Source organism: Nocardioides mangrovicus (assembly GCF_003674065.1).
GTDB classification, from domain to species: Bacteria; Actinomycetota; Actinomycetes; order Propionibacteriales; family Nocardioidaceae; genus Marmoricola; species Marmoricola mangrovicus.
This window is the reverse complement of record NZ_RDBE01000001.1, coordinates 790,146-804,954: the sequence shown is the minus strand read 5'-3', so window position 1 is coordinate 804,954 and position 14,809 is coordinate 790,146. Positions and strand designations below refer to the sequence as shown.

Sequence of the window (14,809 nt, the reverse complement as noted above, 5' to 3'; positions counted from 1 at the left end):
TCGGTAGCCCGCCGTCCGGTTCGCCGGCTACGTCCGGTCGTCGGCGTGGGCCGCGGTGGCGCACGAGGCCAGCGCCGTCCGCGCCCAGGTGCCGCTCGCGCCGGCCAGGCCGCAGGCCGGGGTCACCACCGTGTGCTCGCTCGGGGCGAGGCCGAGCATGTCGAGGAAACGCTCGAGGGCCGCCACGCCGGCGCGGTCGTCCCAGCTCGGCGGGTCGAGCGAGGGCACGACGCCGAGCATCGCCCAGCCGCCGGACTCCAGCACGCCCGCCACGCCCTCGTAGGCCTGCGGAGCCAGCACGCCGACGTCGACCGAGATCCCGACGGCGCCGGCTCCGGTCAGCAGGTCGACCGGCACGTCCGCGGCGCAGCAGTGCACCACCGGGGTGGCGCCCGCGTCGCTGACCGCCGAGAGCACCCACTCCAGCGCCTCGCTGGCCTCGGGCGGGTGCACGGTGCGGTGCCGTCCGAAGCCGGAGGCGGTGGGCACCTGCGCGGCCAGCACCGCGGGCAGCGCGGGCTCGTCGACCTGCACCAGCAGACCGGCGGCACCGGGGACGCGCCGGCGGAGGTCGGCCACGTGGTCGGCGACCGCGACCGCGAGCGCCTGAGCCAGGTCGCGGCGGGCGCCGACGTCGGCCAGCACCCGGTCGCCGCGCGGGCGCTCCACCGACGCGGCCAACGTCCACGGCCCGCACAGCTGCGTCTTGAACCAGCCCTCGACCTGCTGGGCCTGCTCCTCGACGGTGTCGAGGTCCTGTGCGAGCAGCGAGCGGGCGCGACGCTGGTCGACCCCGCTGGCGTCGGTGAGCCGCCAGCCGGCCGGCTGCAGGTCGGCCCCCAGCTCGGTGATGAGTCCCATCGTGCGACCGACCAGGCCCGCGACTGCGCCGCGCCCCGGCAGCTCGGGCACGTGGGGCAGGTCGAGCTCGCCGAGCACCACGCGCGTCGCCTCGGCGTAGGCGCGGGCGTTCTGGGCCTCCTCGCCCACGGCCCCGCCGGGCATCGAGCCGACGCCGCTGGCCAGCATCAGCTGGTCGCCGTGATCGTCGCGGAGCCGACGACGCGATCACCGTCGTAGGCGACGACGGCCTGGCCGGGCGCGATGCCGGAGGCGGGCTCGAGCAGGTCGACCCGCCAGCCGTCGCCGGGAGTCACCACCGCGCGGTGCTCGGCACCGTGCGCCCGCAGCTGCACCCCCGCCTCGAACGGCTCCGTCCGCTGCGGACCGCACCACCGCGGCCGCACGGCGTCGAGGCGGGTGACGTCGAGCGCCTCGCGCGGGCCGACCGTGACGGTGCCGGAGACCGGCTCGATGTCGAGCACGTAGCGCGGCCGGCCGTCGGGCGCGGGCGTGCCGATCCGCAGTCCCTTGCGCTGGCCGACGGTGAACCGGTAGCTGCCGTCGTGACGACCGAGCTCCGTGCCGTCGCGGTCGACGATCGCGCCGGCGTGGGCCAGCTCGCGCTCGGCCAGCTTCTCCCCCAGCCAGCCCCCGGTGTCGCCGTCGGAGATGAAGCAGATGTCGTGGCTGTCGGGCTTGTCGGCGACGGTGGCCAGGCCGCGCTCGGCGGCCTCCTGCCGGACGTCGACCTTGCGGGTGTCGCCCAGCGGCAGCACAGTGCTGGCCAGTTGGGCGGCGTCGAGGACCCCGAGTACGTAGGACTGGTCCTTGCCCGGGTCGACGGCGCGATGGAGCGCCCCGTCGACGAGCCGGGCGTAGTGGCCGGTGACCACGGCGTCGAAGCCGAGCGCGAGGGCGCGGTCGAGCACGGCTGCGAACTTGATCTTCTCGTTGCACCGCAGGCACGGGTTAGGGGTGCGCCCGGCGGCGTACTCGTCGAGGAAGTCCTCCACGACGTCGGCGTGGAAGCGGTCGCTGAGGTCCCATACGTAGAACGGGATGCCGATCACGTCGGCCGCGCGGCGCGCGTCGTTGCTGTCCTCGATCGTGCAGCACCCCCGCGCGCCCGATCGGTAGGACTGCGGGTTGCGCGAGAGCGCGAGGTGCACACCGGTGACGTCGTGGCCGGCGGCTTTGGCCCGGGCGGCGGCGACCGCCGAGTCGACGCCGCCGGACATCGCGGCGACGACCCTCACTGGTGAGCCCCCTGCCGCGAAAACCCCACACTTGCAAAGACCTGAGCGGGGGTTGCCCGAAATATCCCGTCGAAAACCTCGCAAGTGCGCGACTTTGGCGAACGCACCCTCATGCCGAGAGACCAGCGACGACTCCGGCCCGACGCGCCCGTTCATAGGCCGCACCGATGGCCGCGACGACGGCGTCGACGTCGGCCGGGGTCGAGGAGTGGCCCAGGGAGAAGCGCAGCGAGCTGCGGGCGTGGTCGTCGCCGCAGCCCATGGCCAGCAGCACGTGTGAGGCCTGCGGCACGCCGGCGGAGCAGGCCGAGCCGGTGGAGCACTCCACGCCCTGGGCGTCGAGCAGCATCAGCAGGGAGTCGCCCTCACAGCCGGGGAAGGACAGGTGGGCATTGCCGGGCAGCCGGTGCTCGGTGCTGCCGTTGACCACTGCGCTCGGCACGACCTCGACCACGCGGCGCACCAGGTCGTCGCGCAGCGCGCCGACCCGGGCGGCGTACTTTTCGCGGCGCCCGACCGCGAGCTCGACGGCGGTGGCGAAGGCCGCGATGGCCGGTACGTCGAGCGTGCCCGAGCGCACGTCGCGCTCCTGGCCGCCGCCGTGCTGCAGGGCGGTCAGCGGCAGCTCACGGCGCACCACCAGCGCTCCGACGCCGCAAGGTCCGCCCAGCTTGTGGCCGGTGAGCGTGAGGGCGTCTACGCCGGTGGCGCCGACGTCGACGGGCACCTGGCCGACGGCCTGCACCGCGTCGGTGTGCACGGGGACGCCGTGGGCGTGGGCGAGCGCGACGACCTCCTCGACCGGCTGCAGGGTGCCCACCTCGTTGTTGGCCCACATCACCGAGACCAGCGCGACGTCGTCGGCCAGCGCCGTCTCGAAGGCGGCCAGGTCGAGCCGACCCTCGCCGTCGACCTCGAGCAGGACCACCTCGGCGCCCTCGTGCTCGGCCAGCCAGTGGGCCGCGTCGAGCACGGCGTGGTGCTCGATCGCGCTGACCAGGATCCGGCGACGTCGCGGGTCCTCGTCGTGGCGGGCCCACCACAGCCCCTTCACCGCGAGGTTGTCGGCCTCGGTGCCGCCGGAGGTGAAGACGACCTCGCCGGGACGGCACCCCACGGCGGCCGCGATGGTCTCGCGCGCCTCCTCCACGACACGGCGCGCATCGCGGCCCGAGGCGTGCAGCGAGGAGGCGTTGCCCACCCGCAGCAGCTGGTCGGTCATCGCGGCCACCGCCTCCGGCAGCACCGGGGTGGTGGCGGCGTGGTCGAGGTACGCGCTCATCGACTCCCAGCGTACGGGGGTCTACTGACGTCGCTGGAGCGTGACCACGAGAGCGAGATGGTCGGTGTCGGGCACCGAGACCGTGCTCGTGCTGCGCGCGGAGTAGCGCCGCGAGGTGAGCACGTGGTCGATCGCGATGAGCGGGCGGTACCAGGATCGCCGGTACTTCGTGGGCCACGTGGGCTGCCAGCCCGAGTTGGCCTGGGCGGTGGCGTCGGAGAGGCCGGTGGCCAGCACGCGGCGGAAGAGGGCGTGGTCGGTGGTGGCGTTGAAGTCGCCCACCACGAGCAGCGGCCGGTGGGCCGCGAGCGACTCCTGCGCGTGGTCGCGGACGGTGCGCAGGTCGGCGGCCCAGCGGCGGACGTCGTCGGTGGGGGTCGCGGTGTGCACGGCGAGCAGGCTGAACGGCTGAGGTGCCGCGACCTGCACCGCGAGGCCGCCGTTGGCCAGCGGGAGCGTCCCCTGCTCGGTGAGCGGGTACGTCGAGAACACCATGGTCCCCCGCACCCCGGGCTGCGCCGTGCCCACCCGGTTGGGCAGCAGCTGCGCCAGGCCGGAAGCGTCGAGCGCGGTCAGCTCGCTGGGCGTGACCTCCTGCAGCACCAGCACGCCGACGTGACGGTCGGTGGCGGTGCGCACCACCGTGTCGGCATCGCCACCGCCGACCTCCAGGTTGGCGCTCATCACCGTCAGGTCGGTGGCGGTGCCGGCGCGGCTGCCGACGTAGAGCGGGGCTACCAGCCACCCCTGCAGCCCGATGCCGAGCAGGGCGACGGTGGCCCCGGCGAAGTACCAGGGCCGCGCCCAGCCCCGGCGACCGGCCAGCGGCAGCAGCAGGAGGAGGGCGAGGGCGAATCCGATCAGGGTGTAAGTCGCGAACGCGGCGGCCATCACCGGCCAGCGGCCGACGTAGGGCAGGAACCGGTCCAGGGTCACCGCCGCCGAGACCCCCAGCACCACCCATCCGAGCAACGCGACCAGCCACCGCACACGTCACCGTAGGACGCCTCGGCTGGTGTGCCGTCGAGGCGCACCGACCGCCCGGTGGCGTAGTCCAGCACTCTCCTGTCGGTCGAGGGTGGCGGAACCGACCAAACGTTCTGGACTACCCCGGCAGGCCGCGGGTGTCGAGCCGGGCCACGAGCGCCCGGTGGTCGCTGCCCGGCAGCTGGACGGTGCTGGTGCTCACGGCCCGGAACTGGTGGCTGAGCAGCACGTGATCGATGGCGATGAGCGGACGCAGCCAGGTGCCGCGCACGGTGCCGCCGGGACCCGAGATCGGGATCGACTCCGGCCAGGTGGGCTGCCAGCCCGATCCGGCCTGCTCGGCGGCGTCGGCCAGCCCGGCGCCCAGGACGCGGCGGAAGGCGACGTGGTCGCGGGTGGCGTTGAAGTCGCCGACCACCAGCGTCGGGCCCGATCGCACCGCGGCCCGGGCGAGGGTGCGGATGGTCGCCAGGTCGTGCTGCCAGTTCGCCGGGGAGTTGCGGGGCTGGCCGGGATGCACGGCCAGCAGCTCGAAGGGACGCGGCGCCTCGACGCGAGCGGCCACGCCGCCGTTCGAGATGCCGAGCCGGCGCTGGCCGGACAACGGGTACCGGGAGTAGATCAGCGTGCCCGCCGCGCTCTGGTCCGGCAGTCCGGTGACGTAGCCGAAGGTGCGACGGAGCCCGGCCTGCTCCAAGCGGGGCTGCTCGCCGAAGGTGACCTCCTCGAGCACCAGCACCGCGGCGCCCGACCGGCGCGCGGCACGTACGACGGCGGCCGCGTCGGCGTTGCCGAACTGCAGGTTGGCGGTCATCACCGTCAGGTCGGCCCGGCGCGCGCCGTCGCCGCGGAACAGCGGGAGGTTCCACGCGACCTGCACCAGCGATCCGACCAGGCAGACCACGACTCCCCCGACCAGCCAGGAGCGCGCACGTGCACCGGTGCCACGGAACAGGAGCGTGGCGAGCACCAGGTAGGCCACGAAGCCGACCAGGCCGTAGGCGGCGAAGGACGCCAGCATCGCCGGCCACCGGGCGGCGGTGTCGACCAACCGGAGCGCGGAGAGCAACAGCGCCCCCGCGACCAGGACGGTCGCGAGGGCGCCGGCGACGACGCGGGTGGCTCTCACCCCTTGCGCTTGGTGATCTCCTCGGTGGCAGCAGGCAGGACCGTCTTCAGGTCGCCGACCACACCGAAGTCCACGAGCTCGAAGATCGGGGCCTCGTCGTCCTTATTGACCGCGACGATGGTCTTCGAGGTCTGCATGCCGGCCCGGTGCTGGATGGCGCCGGAGATGCCGTTGGCGACGTAGAGCTGCGGGCTGACCGTCTTGCCGGTCTGGCCGATCTGGAAGGCGTGAGGGATCCAGCCGGAGTCGACCGCGGCCCGGCTCGCACCGACCGCGGCGCCCAGGGAGTCGGCGAAGCCCTCGATCGGCTCGAAGTCGCCGCCCGTGCCGCGGCCGCCGGAGACGACGATGGCGGCCTCGGTCAGCTCGGGGCGACCGGAGGACTTGCGCGGCTGGCTCGCCACGATCTTGGCCTTCTTCGCGGAGTCGGAGATGGTGGCGGCGAACTGCTCCACCTCGCCCTTGCCCTCGCCCTCCTGCGGCGTCGCGGAGTTGGGCTTGACGGTGATGATCGGTGTCCCGGTGGTCACCTTCGCCTTGACGGTGTAGCTGCCGGCGAACACGCTCTGCGTGGTGGTGCCGTCGTCGTCGATCTCGACGGCGTCGGTGATCAGACCCGAGCCGGTCTTGATGGCGAGCCGGCCGGCGATCTCCTTGCCCTCCGCGGTCGAGACCACCAGCACCGCGGCCGGGCTGGTCTTCTCCACCAGCTGGGCCAGCACCTCGGCCTTGGGGGCCACCAGGTAGCCCTTGGTCTCGGCGTCGTCGACGACGTAGACCTTCTCGGCGCCGTACTTCTTCAGCTGGGCGACGGCATCGTCGGGGCTGGCGCCGATGAACACCGCGGCTGGCGCGCCGAGCCGCTTGGCCAGGGTCAGCAGCTCCAGGGTGGGCTTGCGGACTGCGCCGTCGACGTGGTCGACCAGGACCAGAACCTCAGACATTCTCACGCTCCTCAGATGAACTTCTTGGAGGCGAGGAACCCGACCAGCGCCTCGGCGCCGGACCCGTCCTCGTCGGTCACGATCTCGCCCTGGCTGCGCGGCGGCCGGGCCTCGGTGTCGGCGACCTCGCTCCACGCGGCGGAGAGCCCCAGGTCGCCGGCGTCGACCCCGATGTCGGAGAGCGACCAGGTCTCCAGCGGCTTCTTCTTCGCCGCCATGATGCCCTTGAACGAGGGGTAGCGCGCCTCCCCGGACTGGTCGGTGACGCTGAGCACCAGCGGCGCGGTGGCGCCGATGACCTCGGTGGAGGTGTCGCCGTCGCGCTGGATGCGGAACTGGTCGCCCTGGCTCTCGACCTTGCTGGCCAGCGTGACCTGCGGCAGGTCGAGCCGCTCGGCGAGCATCGCCGGCACGACGGACATGGCGCCGTCGGTGGAGGCCATGCCGCACATGATGACGTCGACGCCCCCGATGTGCTGGACCGCGCCGGCCAGCACGGCCGAGGTGCCGACGGCGTCCGAGCCGGCGATGGCGTCGTCGGCCACAAGCACGCCCTTGTCGGCGCCCATCTGCAGCGCCTTGCGGACGGCCTCCTCGGCCGAGGCGGGGCCGACGCAGAGCGCGGTGATCTCGACGTCCTCGCCCTCGCGCTTCTCCTTCAGCTGCAGCGCCTGCTCGACGGCGTACTCGTCCAGCTCGGAGAGCAGCCCAGGGACGCCCTGGCGGTCGACGGTGTGGTCGGACTCGAACGTGCGGTCGGCCGTCGCATCCGGCACGTACTTCACGCAAACGACGATGTTCATGGGCTCCGTGCAACTCCTGCTCGTGTGCGGCGGGTGGCTCTCTCGCACACTACTGGTCGGTCACCGTGGTGCGAACGGGTCGCCGGGTGGGTCTTGTCACACGGTGTTACGTCACGCGTGACCAGTGCCCGCAATGGGGCGCGTGTGGTGGGGGTCAGGGAGCGACGAGCTTGGACACCAGCCGGCCGACGAGCAGGTAGACCAGCGCGGCGATCCCCCAGTTGAGCAGCGCCTCCTTGATCAGCGCGTGCTTGCCGGTGAAGGAGAAGACGCCGTCTTGGAGGTTGAACGGGCCGTCGAAGAAGCGGGCCATGTCGGTCATGGCCTGCACGAGCACGTTCTGCTCGTTGACGCTGTGGCGCAACGCGACCAGCAGCGCGGCGATGGCCAGGATGAAGGCGATGACGAGGGTGACCACACGGATCACCTGCGCGGTGCGCTCGCGGACGGCCTCGACGCTCGCCTTGGTGGCGGCGGCCCGGTCGCGGCGCTTCTCAGCGCGCTCGGCCTTGCGGTCCTGTGCAGCCTGGGCGTCCGCGGCCTTCTTGTCCTCGGCCGCCTTCTTCTGCTCGGCCTTCTTGTCCTCGGCGGCCTTCTTGTCCTCGGCGGCCTTGGCATCGGCCGCCTTCTTCTCCTCGGCCGCCCTCTCCTGCTCGGCCTGCTCGGCCGCCGCGGACGACGACGAGGACTCCTCCTGCGCCACCTGGTGCTCCTGCTCGTGCTGCGCCTGCGGCACCGTCCGCTGGTCGGGGACGGTCTGGTTCGCGGCGTCGGTCTTCTCGTCGGTCGTCACTGGTGGCTCCTCGGTCGGTCCTTCGCACCTTAGAGCCAGTTTCGCCGCGGGGCTACCCGCGAGTACGACAGGTGTTCACCAGCGTCAGCGCCCCGCGAAGCGCGCCTTGCCGGGTCCGTTCTCCACGAACGAGGTCATTCCGGTCGTGCGGTCCTCGGTGGCGAACAGGGCCGCGAACTGCTGCCGCTCGATCTCCAGCCCGGTCTCGAGGTCCACCTCCAGGCCACGGTCGACGGCGTCCTTGGCCGCCCGCAGCGCCACCGACGCCGCTCCGGTGAAGCGAGCGGCCCAGGCCACGGCCTCCTCGTAGACCGCCTCGGGAGCGACCACGCGGTCGGCCAGGCCGATCCGCTCGGCCTCGTCGGCCTTGACGAAGCGGCCGGTGAAGATGATGTCCTTCGCCCGGCTGGGGCCCACCAGCCGCGAGAGCCGCTGCGTCCCGCCGGCGCCCGGGATGATGCCGAGCAGGATCTCGGGCTGGCCGAAGGTGGCGTCCTCGGCGGCGATGCGGATGTCGGTGCACATCGACAGCTCGCAGCCGCCGCCCAGCGCGTAGCCGTTGACCGCGGCCACCGTCGGCTTGGGGATCCGGGCCACGGCGCTGAAGGCCGAGGTCAGAGCGCCCGAGCGCTTGGCCATGTCGGTGTAGGACATGGTGGCCATCTCCTTGACGTCCGCACCGGCCGCGAAGACCCGCTCGCCGCCCCAGACGACCACGGCCTTCACCGCGTCGTCGAGGCTCGCCTCGCGCGCGGCGGCACGGATCTCCTCCTGCATCTGCGCGTCGAGCGCGTTCATCTTCGGCCGGTCGAGCCGGATGGTGCCGACGCCGTCGGCCACGTCGAGCCGGACGAACTCACCCTCGTAGGTCATGCCCGCACCATACGGAAGGATGGGGCCGATGAGTCCGGGGCAGTGGGCCAGTGACGGCGAGCGGGCGATGACCTGGCCCGGCCGGTCGTGGCCCTTCGGGGCGACCTGGTCGCCCGAGGCCACCAACTTCGTCGTGCACTCCCCCGGCGCCACCGGGGTCTGGGTGTGCCTGTTCGACGAGCACGACGCGGAGACCAGGTACCCGCTCACCGAGCACACCCTGGGCAGCTGGCACGGCGCGATCCCCGGCGTCGCGATCGGGCAGCGCTACGGGATCCGCGCCGACGGCCCGTGGGACCCGGCGGCCGGACTGCTCTTCGATCCCGACAAGCTGCTGCTGGACCCCTACGCCCGCGCGGTCAGCGGCCGGTTCGAGCCGCAGCACGTGACCTCCACGGTGCGCGACGGCACCGACTCCGCGCCGTACGTGGGCCGCAGCGTGGTCACCCACGACGGGTTCGACTGGGGCGAGGACCGGCCGATGCGCCGGCTGTGGCGCGACACGGTGGTCTACGAGCTGCACGTCAAGGGCTTCACCCAGACCCACCCCGACGTCCCCGAGGACCTGCGCGGCACCTACGCCGGTCTGGCCACGCCCGCGGTGCTGGACTACCTGGTCGACCTCGGCGTCACCGCGGTCGAGCTGCTGCCGGTGCACCAGTACGTCTCCGAGCCGCGGCTGGCGGCGCAGGGACGGTCGAACTACTGGGGTTACAACTCCATCGGCTTCCTCGCCCCGCATGCGGCGTACTCCGCCTCGGGCGACCGGGGCGAGCAGATCACCGAGTTCCAGTCGATGGTCAAGGCGATGCACGCCGCCGGCCTCGAGGTGATCCTCGACGTCGTCTACAACCACACCGCCGAGGGCGAGCTCGGCGGACCGACCCTGAGCTTCCGCGGCTACGACGACCTCGGCTTCTACCAGCGCGCCAGCACCCGCCACGGCGGCACCGACCCGTCGCGGTACTGGGACGTCACCGGGTGCGGCAACACCGTCGCGGCCGATCAGCCCCATCCGCTGCGGCTGATCCTGGACTCGCTGCGCTACTGGGTCACCGAGATGCACGTCGACGGGTTCCGCTTCGACCTGATGCCGGCCATCGCCCGCACCGGCCACACCGTCGACATGCGCTGCCACCTGCTCACCACCATCGCGCAGGACCCCGTGCTGCGGCAGGTCAAGCTCATTGCCGAGCCGTGGGACGCCTCGCCGGAGGGCTACCAGGTCGGGGAGTTCCCGCCGCCCTGGGCGGAGTGGAACGACCAGTACCGCGACACCGTCCGCGACTTCTGGCGCACGGCCTCCGACGGCACCCGCACCCTGGCCACACGACTGGCCGGCTCCTCCGACCTGTACGCCGACGACGGGCGCGCGCCGTACAACTCGGTGAACCTGGTGACCTCCCACGACGGCTTCACGCTGCGCGACCTGGTCTCCTACGACCACAAGCACAACGAGGACAACGGCGAGGACAACCGCGACGGTGCCGACCACAACCACTCCTGGAACTGCGGGGTGGAGGGCGAGACCGACGACGCCGACGTGCAGGCGCTGCGGCACCGGCAGGCGGCCAACCTGATGGCGACGCTGTGCCTCTCGAACGGCGTGCCGATGATCACCGCCGGCGACGAGCGCGGCCGCACCCAGCGGGGCAACAACAACGCCTACAGCCAGGACAACGAGGTCTCCTGGCTGGACTGGCAGGACCAGGAGTGGCTCGACCTGCACGCCGTCACCCGCGCGGCGCTGCAGATCCGGCGCACACACCCCGCGCTGCGGCAGCGGCACTGGTTCGAGGGACGCCCGACCGTGCCCGGCGGGCCCAAGGACCTGGCCTGGGTCCACCCCGACGGCCGCGAGATGCGCACCGAGGACTGGGAGGACCCGGGCCAGCACGTGCTCGGGATGTTCGTCTCCGGCAGCCCGCTGCGCTACCCCGGCCCGCACGGCGAGCAGCAGCGCGACAGCTCGTTCCTGCTCTGGCTCAACGGCTCGGCGCACGAGCGGCACGTGCTGCCGCCGCCCAACGAGTGGGTGCAGCAGGCCACCGTGGCACTCTCCACCGACCCCGAGGTGGCCGTCGGTGCGCTGGTCGGGGCCGGCGCGACGCTGCGCCTGGCCGCCCGCAGCCTGGTGCTGCTCCAGCAGGCCCCGGGCCCCTGAACCACACTCCCGCCCGACCGGCTACCGATCTGGTCCTGCGGGTCGCTGCCGGGCTTGCGCCGCCGCCAAAGTCCAACACTTGCGAAGCAACTCGCAGGGGTCGCCCGATATGTCACCACCCCAACTGCGCAAGTGCGGGACTTTGGCGCGCGAACCCCTACGCCAGCGTCACGACCCCCAGCTCGGCCGGGGTGGCGAGCAGCTCGTTCCTCGGCAGCACCCGGACGGTGTAGCCGAACGGGCCGGTGCGCGAGAGGGTCAGGCGGCCGTCGAAGCGGTACCGCCCGGCCTCGAAGTTCTCGGTGAGGGTAAGCGACTGGGCGACCTGGTCGACCAGGTCGTCTTCGCCGCGCACCCGGCCGTGCACGACCTGCACGTCGACGTCGTCGGGGGCCAGGTCGCCCAGCGAGACGAAGGCCCGCAGCTCCATGACGCCGCCCATCTCCGGGACGTCCTCGAGGCCGGCGGACTCCACGTGGTCGACGCGCACGGCGGGCCAGCCCGCGCGGACGCGCTGCTTCCAGTCAGCCAGCGCAGCGGCGCCCTTGTAGTCGTGGTTGACCAGCCGGGAGGTCTGCGCCGCGGGGACGTAGAGCCGCTCGGTGTAGTCGCGCAGCATCCGGGAGGACACCACCTTGGGGCCCAGCGACTTCAGCGTGTGCCGCACCATCTCCAGCCACCGCACCGGCAGGCCCGAGGGGTCGAGGTCGTAGAACCGCGCCGCCACCTCGGACTCGATGAGGTCGTACAGCGCGTGCGCCTCGATGTCGTCGCGGCGGTCGGGGTCGTCGACGCCGTCGGCGGAGGGGATGGCCCAGCCGTTGTCACCGTCGTACCACTCGTCCCACCAGCCGTCGAGGATGGAGAGGTTGAGCCCGCCGTTGAGCGCGGCCTTCATGCCCGAGGTGCCGCAGGCCTCGTAGGGCCGCAGCGGGTTGTTGAGCCAGACGTCGCAGCCGGGGTAGAGCGGCTGGGCCATCGCGATGTCGTAGTTGGGCAGGAAGACGATGCGGTGGCGGACCTCGGGGTCGTCGGAGAACCGGACGATCTCCTGGATCAGCTTCTTGCCGCCCTCGTCGGCCGGGTGGGCCTTGCCCGCGATGACCAGCTGGATCGGCCGCTCGGGGTGTAGCAGCAGCGCCTTGAGCCGCTCGGGGTCGCGCAGCATGAGGGTGAGCCGCTTGTAGGAGGGCACCCGGCGCGCGAACCCGATGGTGAGGACGTCGGGGTCGAGCACGTTGTCGATCCAGCCCAGCTCGGCGGTGGCGGCACCGCGTTTGAGCCAGGAGGCCCGCAGCCGCGCGCGGGCGTCGTCGACGAGTCGCTGGCGCAGCACGCGCTTGGTGTCCCACAGCTTCTTGCCGGGGATCTTGTCGACGACGTCGAAGGCGTCCGCGGCCTCGGAGTCGAGGTCGGCGCCGACCTCGTCGGCCAGCGTGAGCACCTCCGGCGCGACCCACGTCGGGGCGTGAACGCCGTTGGTGATGGAGGTGATCGGCACCTCGTCCTCGTCGAAGGCCGGCCACAGCCCGTTGAACATGCCGCGGCTGACGTGGCCGTGGAGCAGCGAGACGCCGTTGGCGCGCTGGGCGAGCCGGAAGCCCATCACGGCCATGTTGAACACGCCGCGGTCGCCGCCGGCGTAGCTCTCCTCGCCCAGCGCCAGGATCCGGTCCACCGGCACGCCGGGCGTGGGGCTGGTCGAGCCGAAGTACTGCGCCACCAGGTCGCGCGGGAACCGGTCGATGCCGGCCGGCACGGGGGTGTGGGTGGTGAAGACGGTGCCCGCGCGGGAGACCTCCAGGGCGGTGTCGAAGTCCAGGCGCGGCCCGGACTCCTCGACGCTGAGCTCGCGGATGCGCTCCAGGCCGAGGAAGCCGGCGTGACCCTCGTTGGTGTGGAACACCTCGGGCGCCGGCGAGCCGTTGATCCGCGAGTAGGCCCTGATGGCGCGCACGCCGCCGACGCCGAGCAGCAGCTCCTGCAGCAGCCGATGCTCGGTGGTGCCGCCGTAGAGGCGGTCGGTGACCTCGCGCAGCGCCAGGCTGTTCTCCTCGACGTCGGAGTCCAGCAGCAGCAGCGGCACGCGGCCCACCGACGCCACCCAGACCCGCGCGACCAGGGTGTCGCCCGGGACGTCGATGGCGACCTTCACCGGCGTGTCGTCGACCTCGCGCAGCAGCGAGATCGGCAGCCCGTCGGGGTCGAGCACCGGGTAGGTCTCCTGCTGCCAGCCCTCGAACGACAGCGCCTGGCGGAAGTAGCCGTGCCGGTAGAGCAGGCACACGCCGATGATCGGGATGCCCATGTCGCTGGCGGTCTTGAGGTGGTCGCCGGCCAGGATGCCGAGCCCGCCGGAGTACTGCGGCAGCACGCTGGTGATGCCGAACTCCGGGGAGAAGTAGGCGATCGCCGCCGGGGCGTCGTCGCCGGCGTTCTGCTGGAACCAGCGGTCGCCGGTGAGGTACTGGTCGAGGTCGGCGGCTGCCAGCTCGAGGCGCTTGCGGAACTTCTTGTCGCCGGCGAGCTCGGTGAGCCGGGCCGGGGAGACCTCGCCCAGCATCTTGACCGGGTCCTTGCCCGAGCGCTTCCAGGCCTCCGCGTCGACCGTCGCGAAGACGTCCTGGGTCTCCTGGTGCCACGACCAGCGCAGGTTGCTGGCGAGGTCGCCGAGGGCCGCGAGCGGCTCGGGCAGGGCGGGACGGACGGTGAAACGTCGGATGGCGCGCACGCGCCCACGGTAGTGCAGGTGCTTGGATCGATCCAAGGGATCTGGACAGTCACAGCGTGGCGACAGCCGGCAGCTGCCGGCCGGCTGCTGCGACCCCTGCGGGTGGCAGCCGCCCCACCGGCCCCGGTGGAGACTGACAGCGTGGCGCTCCTCTCCCCCGTCCTGGCTCCCGTACGCCGCACCCTCGCCTCGGGGCTGCGGGCCAAGGTCGCCGGCCCCGACGCCGCGGCCACCGCCGACCGGATCTGGCGCACCGAGGGCGAACGCTGGTTCCACGACGGCGACCCGGTCTGGCGCGTCCACGGCGACGCCGCGATGTTCGCCGGTGGCGTGCGGGCGCTGCTGCTGCAGTCGCTGCACCCGCTGGCGATGTACGGCGTCGCGGAGTTCTCCGGCTACCGCGACGACCCATGGGCGCGCGTCGCCTCCACCAGCGCCTACATCGCGCGGACGACGTACGGCACCGTCGAGGACGCCGAGGCCGCCATCGCCACGGTGCGGCGCATCCACTCCCACGTGCGCGGCACCGCACCCGACGGCCGCGCGTACGCCGCCGACGACCCCGAGCTCCTGCTGTGGGTGCACGCGGCCGAGATCGGCAGCTTCCTGGCCACCCACCAGGCCCTCGCCCGCCGGCCGCTCACCGCGCGCGAGGCCGACACCTACGTCGCGCAGGCAGGCCTGCCGGCCCGGTTGCTGGGCGTCGTCGACCCGCCCGCCAGCGTCGCCGAGCTCGACGCCGTCGTCGAGCGGTTCCGGCCCGACCTGGCGGTCACCGAGCCCGCCCGGGATGCCATCGCCCTGGTGCTGCACGAGCCCCCGCTGGCGCTGTGGGGTCGGCCCTTCTACGACGCCATCGCCCACGCCGCGGTGGCGACGCTGCCCGGCTGGGCCCGGGAGATGATCGGCGTCCGCGCCCGCCCCGGCGCGCTGTTCGCCGGGCGGGCCGTGCTGGCCGGCGTCGGCTGGGTGATGACGACGCCCTGACGTGGCGTTTGCACGAT

Annotated in this window: 12 protein-coding genes; 2 read left to right on the top strand and 10 right to left on the bottom strand. The window is 72.8% G+C overall.

Features of this window, described 5'->3' with window-relative positions:
- Positions 1-27: 27 nt before the first annotated feature.
- From D9V37_RS03985 to D9V37_RS03945, 9 genes are all read right to left on the bottom strand, one after another.
- Positions 28-1,029 carry a uroporphyrinogen decarboxylase/cobalamine-independent methonine synthase family protein gene (locus D9V37_RS03985; RefSeq protein WP_121804768.1) on the bottom strand — a complete coding sequence of 334 codons (1,002 nt, stop codon included), beginning with the start codon at positions 1,027-1,029 and terminating at the stop codon, positions 28-30.
- Positions 1,029-2,099 (bottom strand): tRNA 2-thiouridine(34) synthase MnmA, encoded by a 1,071-nt coding sequence (gene mnmA / locus D9V37_RS03980; protein ID WP_198412344.1) that lies wholly within the window; start codon positions 2,097-2,099, stop codon positions 1,029-1,031. The genes D9V37_RS03985 and mnmA overlap by 1 nt, the downstream gene beginning before the upstream one ends.
- Positions 2,100-2,208: 109 nt before the next feature.
- The gene (locus D9V37_RS03975) at positions 2,209-3,381 is read right to left on the bottom strand and encodes a cysteine desulfurase family protein (protein ID WP_121804766.1); all 1,173 of its coding nucleotides are present in this window, start codon (positions 3,379-3,381) and stop codon (positions 2,209-2,211) included.
- 21 nt (positions 3,382-3,402) lie between these two features.
- On the bottom strand, positions 3,403-4,371 hold the full coding sequence (locus D9V37_RS03970; RefSeq protein WP_121804765.1) for an endonuclease/exonuclease/phosphatase family protein: 969 nt from the start codon (positions 4,369-4,371) through the stop codon (positions 3,403-3,405).
- 115 nt (positions 4,372-4,486) lie between these two features.
- Complete coding sequence (locus tag D9V37_RS03965) at positions 4,487-5,497, bottom strand: endonuclease/exonuclease/phosphatase family protein (RefSeq protein ID WP_121804764.1); 1,011 nt, start codon at positions 5,495-5,497, stop codon at positions 4,487-4,489.
- On the bottom strand, positions 5,494-6,441 hold the full coding sequence (locus tag D9V37_RS03960; RefSeq protein ID WP_121804763.1) for an electron transfer flavoprotein subunit alpha/FixB family protein: 948 nt from the start codon (positions 6,439-6,441) through the stop codon (positions 5,494-5,496). The genes D9V37_RS03965 and D9V37_RS03960 overlap by 4 nt, the downstream gene beginning before the upstream one ends.
- Before the next feature lie 11 nt (positions 6,442-6,452).
- Positions 6,453-7,226, bottom strand: a complete 774-nt coding sequence (locus D9V37_RS03955; RefSeq protein WP_232524721.1) for an electron transfer flavoprotein subunit beta/FixA family protein — start codon at positions 7,224-7,226, stop codon at positions 6,453-6,455.
- Between the two features lie 172 nt (positions 7,227-7,398).
- On the bottom strand, positions 7,399-8,037 hold the full coding sequence (locus D9V37_RS03950) for a hypothetical protein (protein WP_121804761.1): 639 nt from the start codon (positions 8,035-8,037) through the stop codon (positions 7,399-7,401).
- Between the two features lie 84 nt (positions 8,038-8,121).
- On the bottom strand, positions 8,122-8,910 hold the full coding sequence (locus D9V37_RS03945; RefSeq protein ID WP_121804760.1) for an enoyl-CoA hydratase/isomerase family protein: 789 nt from the start codon (positions 8,908-8,910) through the stop codon (positions 8,122-8,124).
- 28 nt (positions 8,911-8,938) lie between these two features.
- On the opposite strand from D9V37_RS03945, the gene glgX reads away from it, so the two are divergent.
- Positions 8,939-11,074, top strand: a complete 2,136-nt coding sequence (gene glgX, locus D9V37_RS03940) for a glycogen debranching protein GlgX (protein ID WP_121804759.1) — start codon at positions 8,939-8,941, stop codon at positions 11,072-11,074.
- Positions 11,075-11,231: 157 nt separating this feature from the next.
- On the opposite strand, the gene glgP is transcribed toward glgX, so the two are convergent.
- On the bottom strand, positions 11,232-13,805 hold the full coding sequence (glgP, locus tag D9V37_RS03935) for an alpha-glucan family phosphorylase (protein ID WP_121804758.1): 2,574 nt from the start codon (positions 13,803-13,805) through the stop codon (positions 11,232-11,234).
- 141 nt (positions 13,806-13,946) lie between these two features.
- Here glgP and D9V37_RS03930 point away from each other — a divergent pair, with 141 nt between their 5' ends.
- The gene (locus tag D9V37_RS03930; RefSeq protein ID WP_198412343.1) at positions 13,947-14,792 is read left to right on the top strand and encodes an oxygenase MpaB family protein; all 846 of its coding nucleotides are present in this window, start codon (positions 13,947-13,949) and stop codon (positions 14,790-14,792) included.
- Positions 14,793-14,809 lie beyond the last annotated feature (17 nt).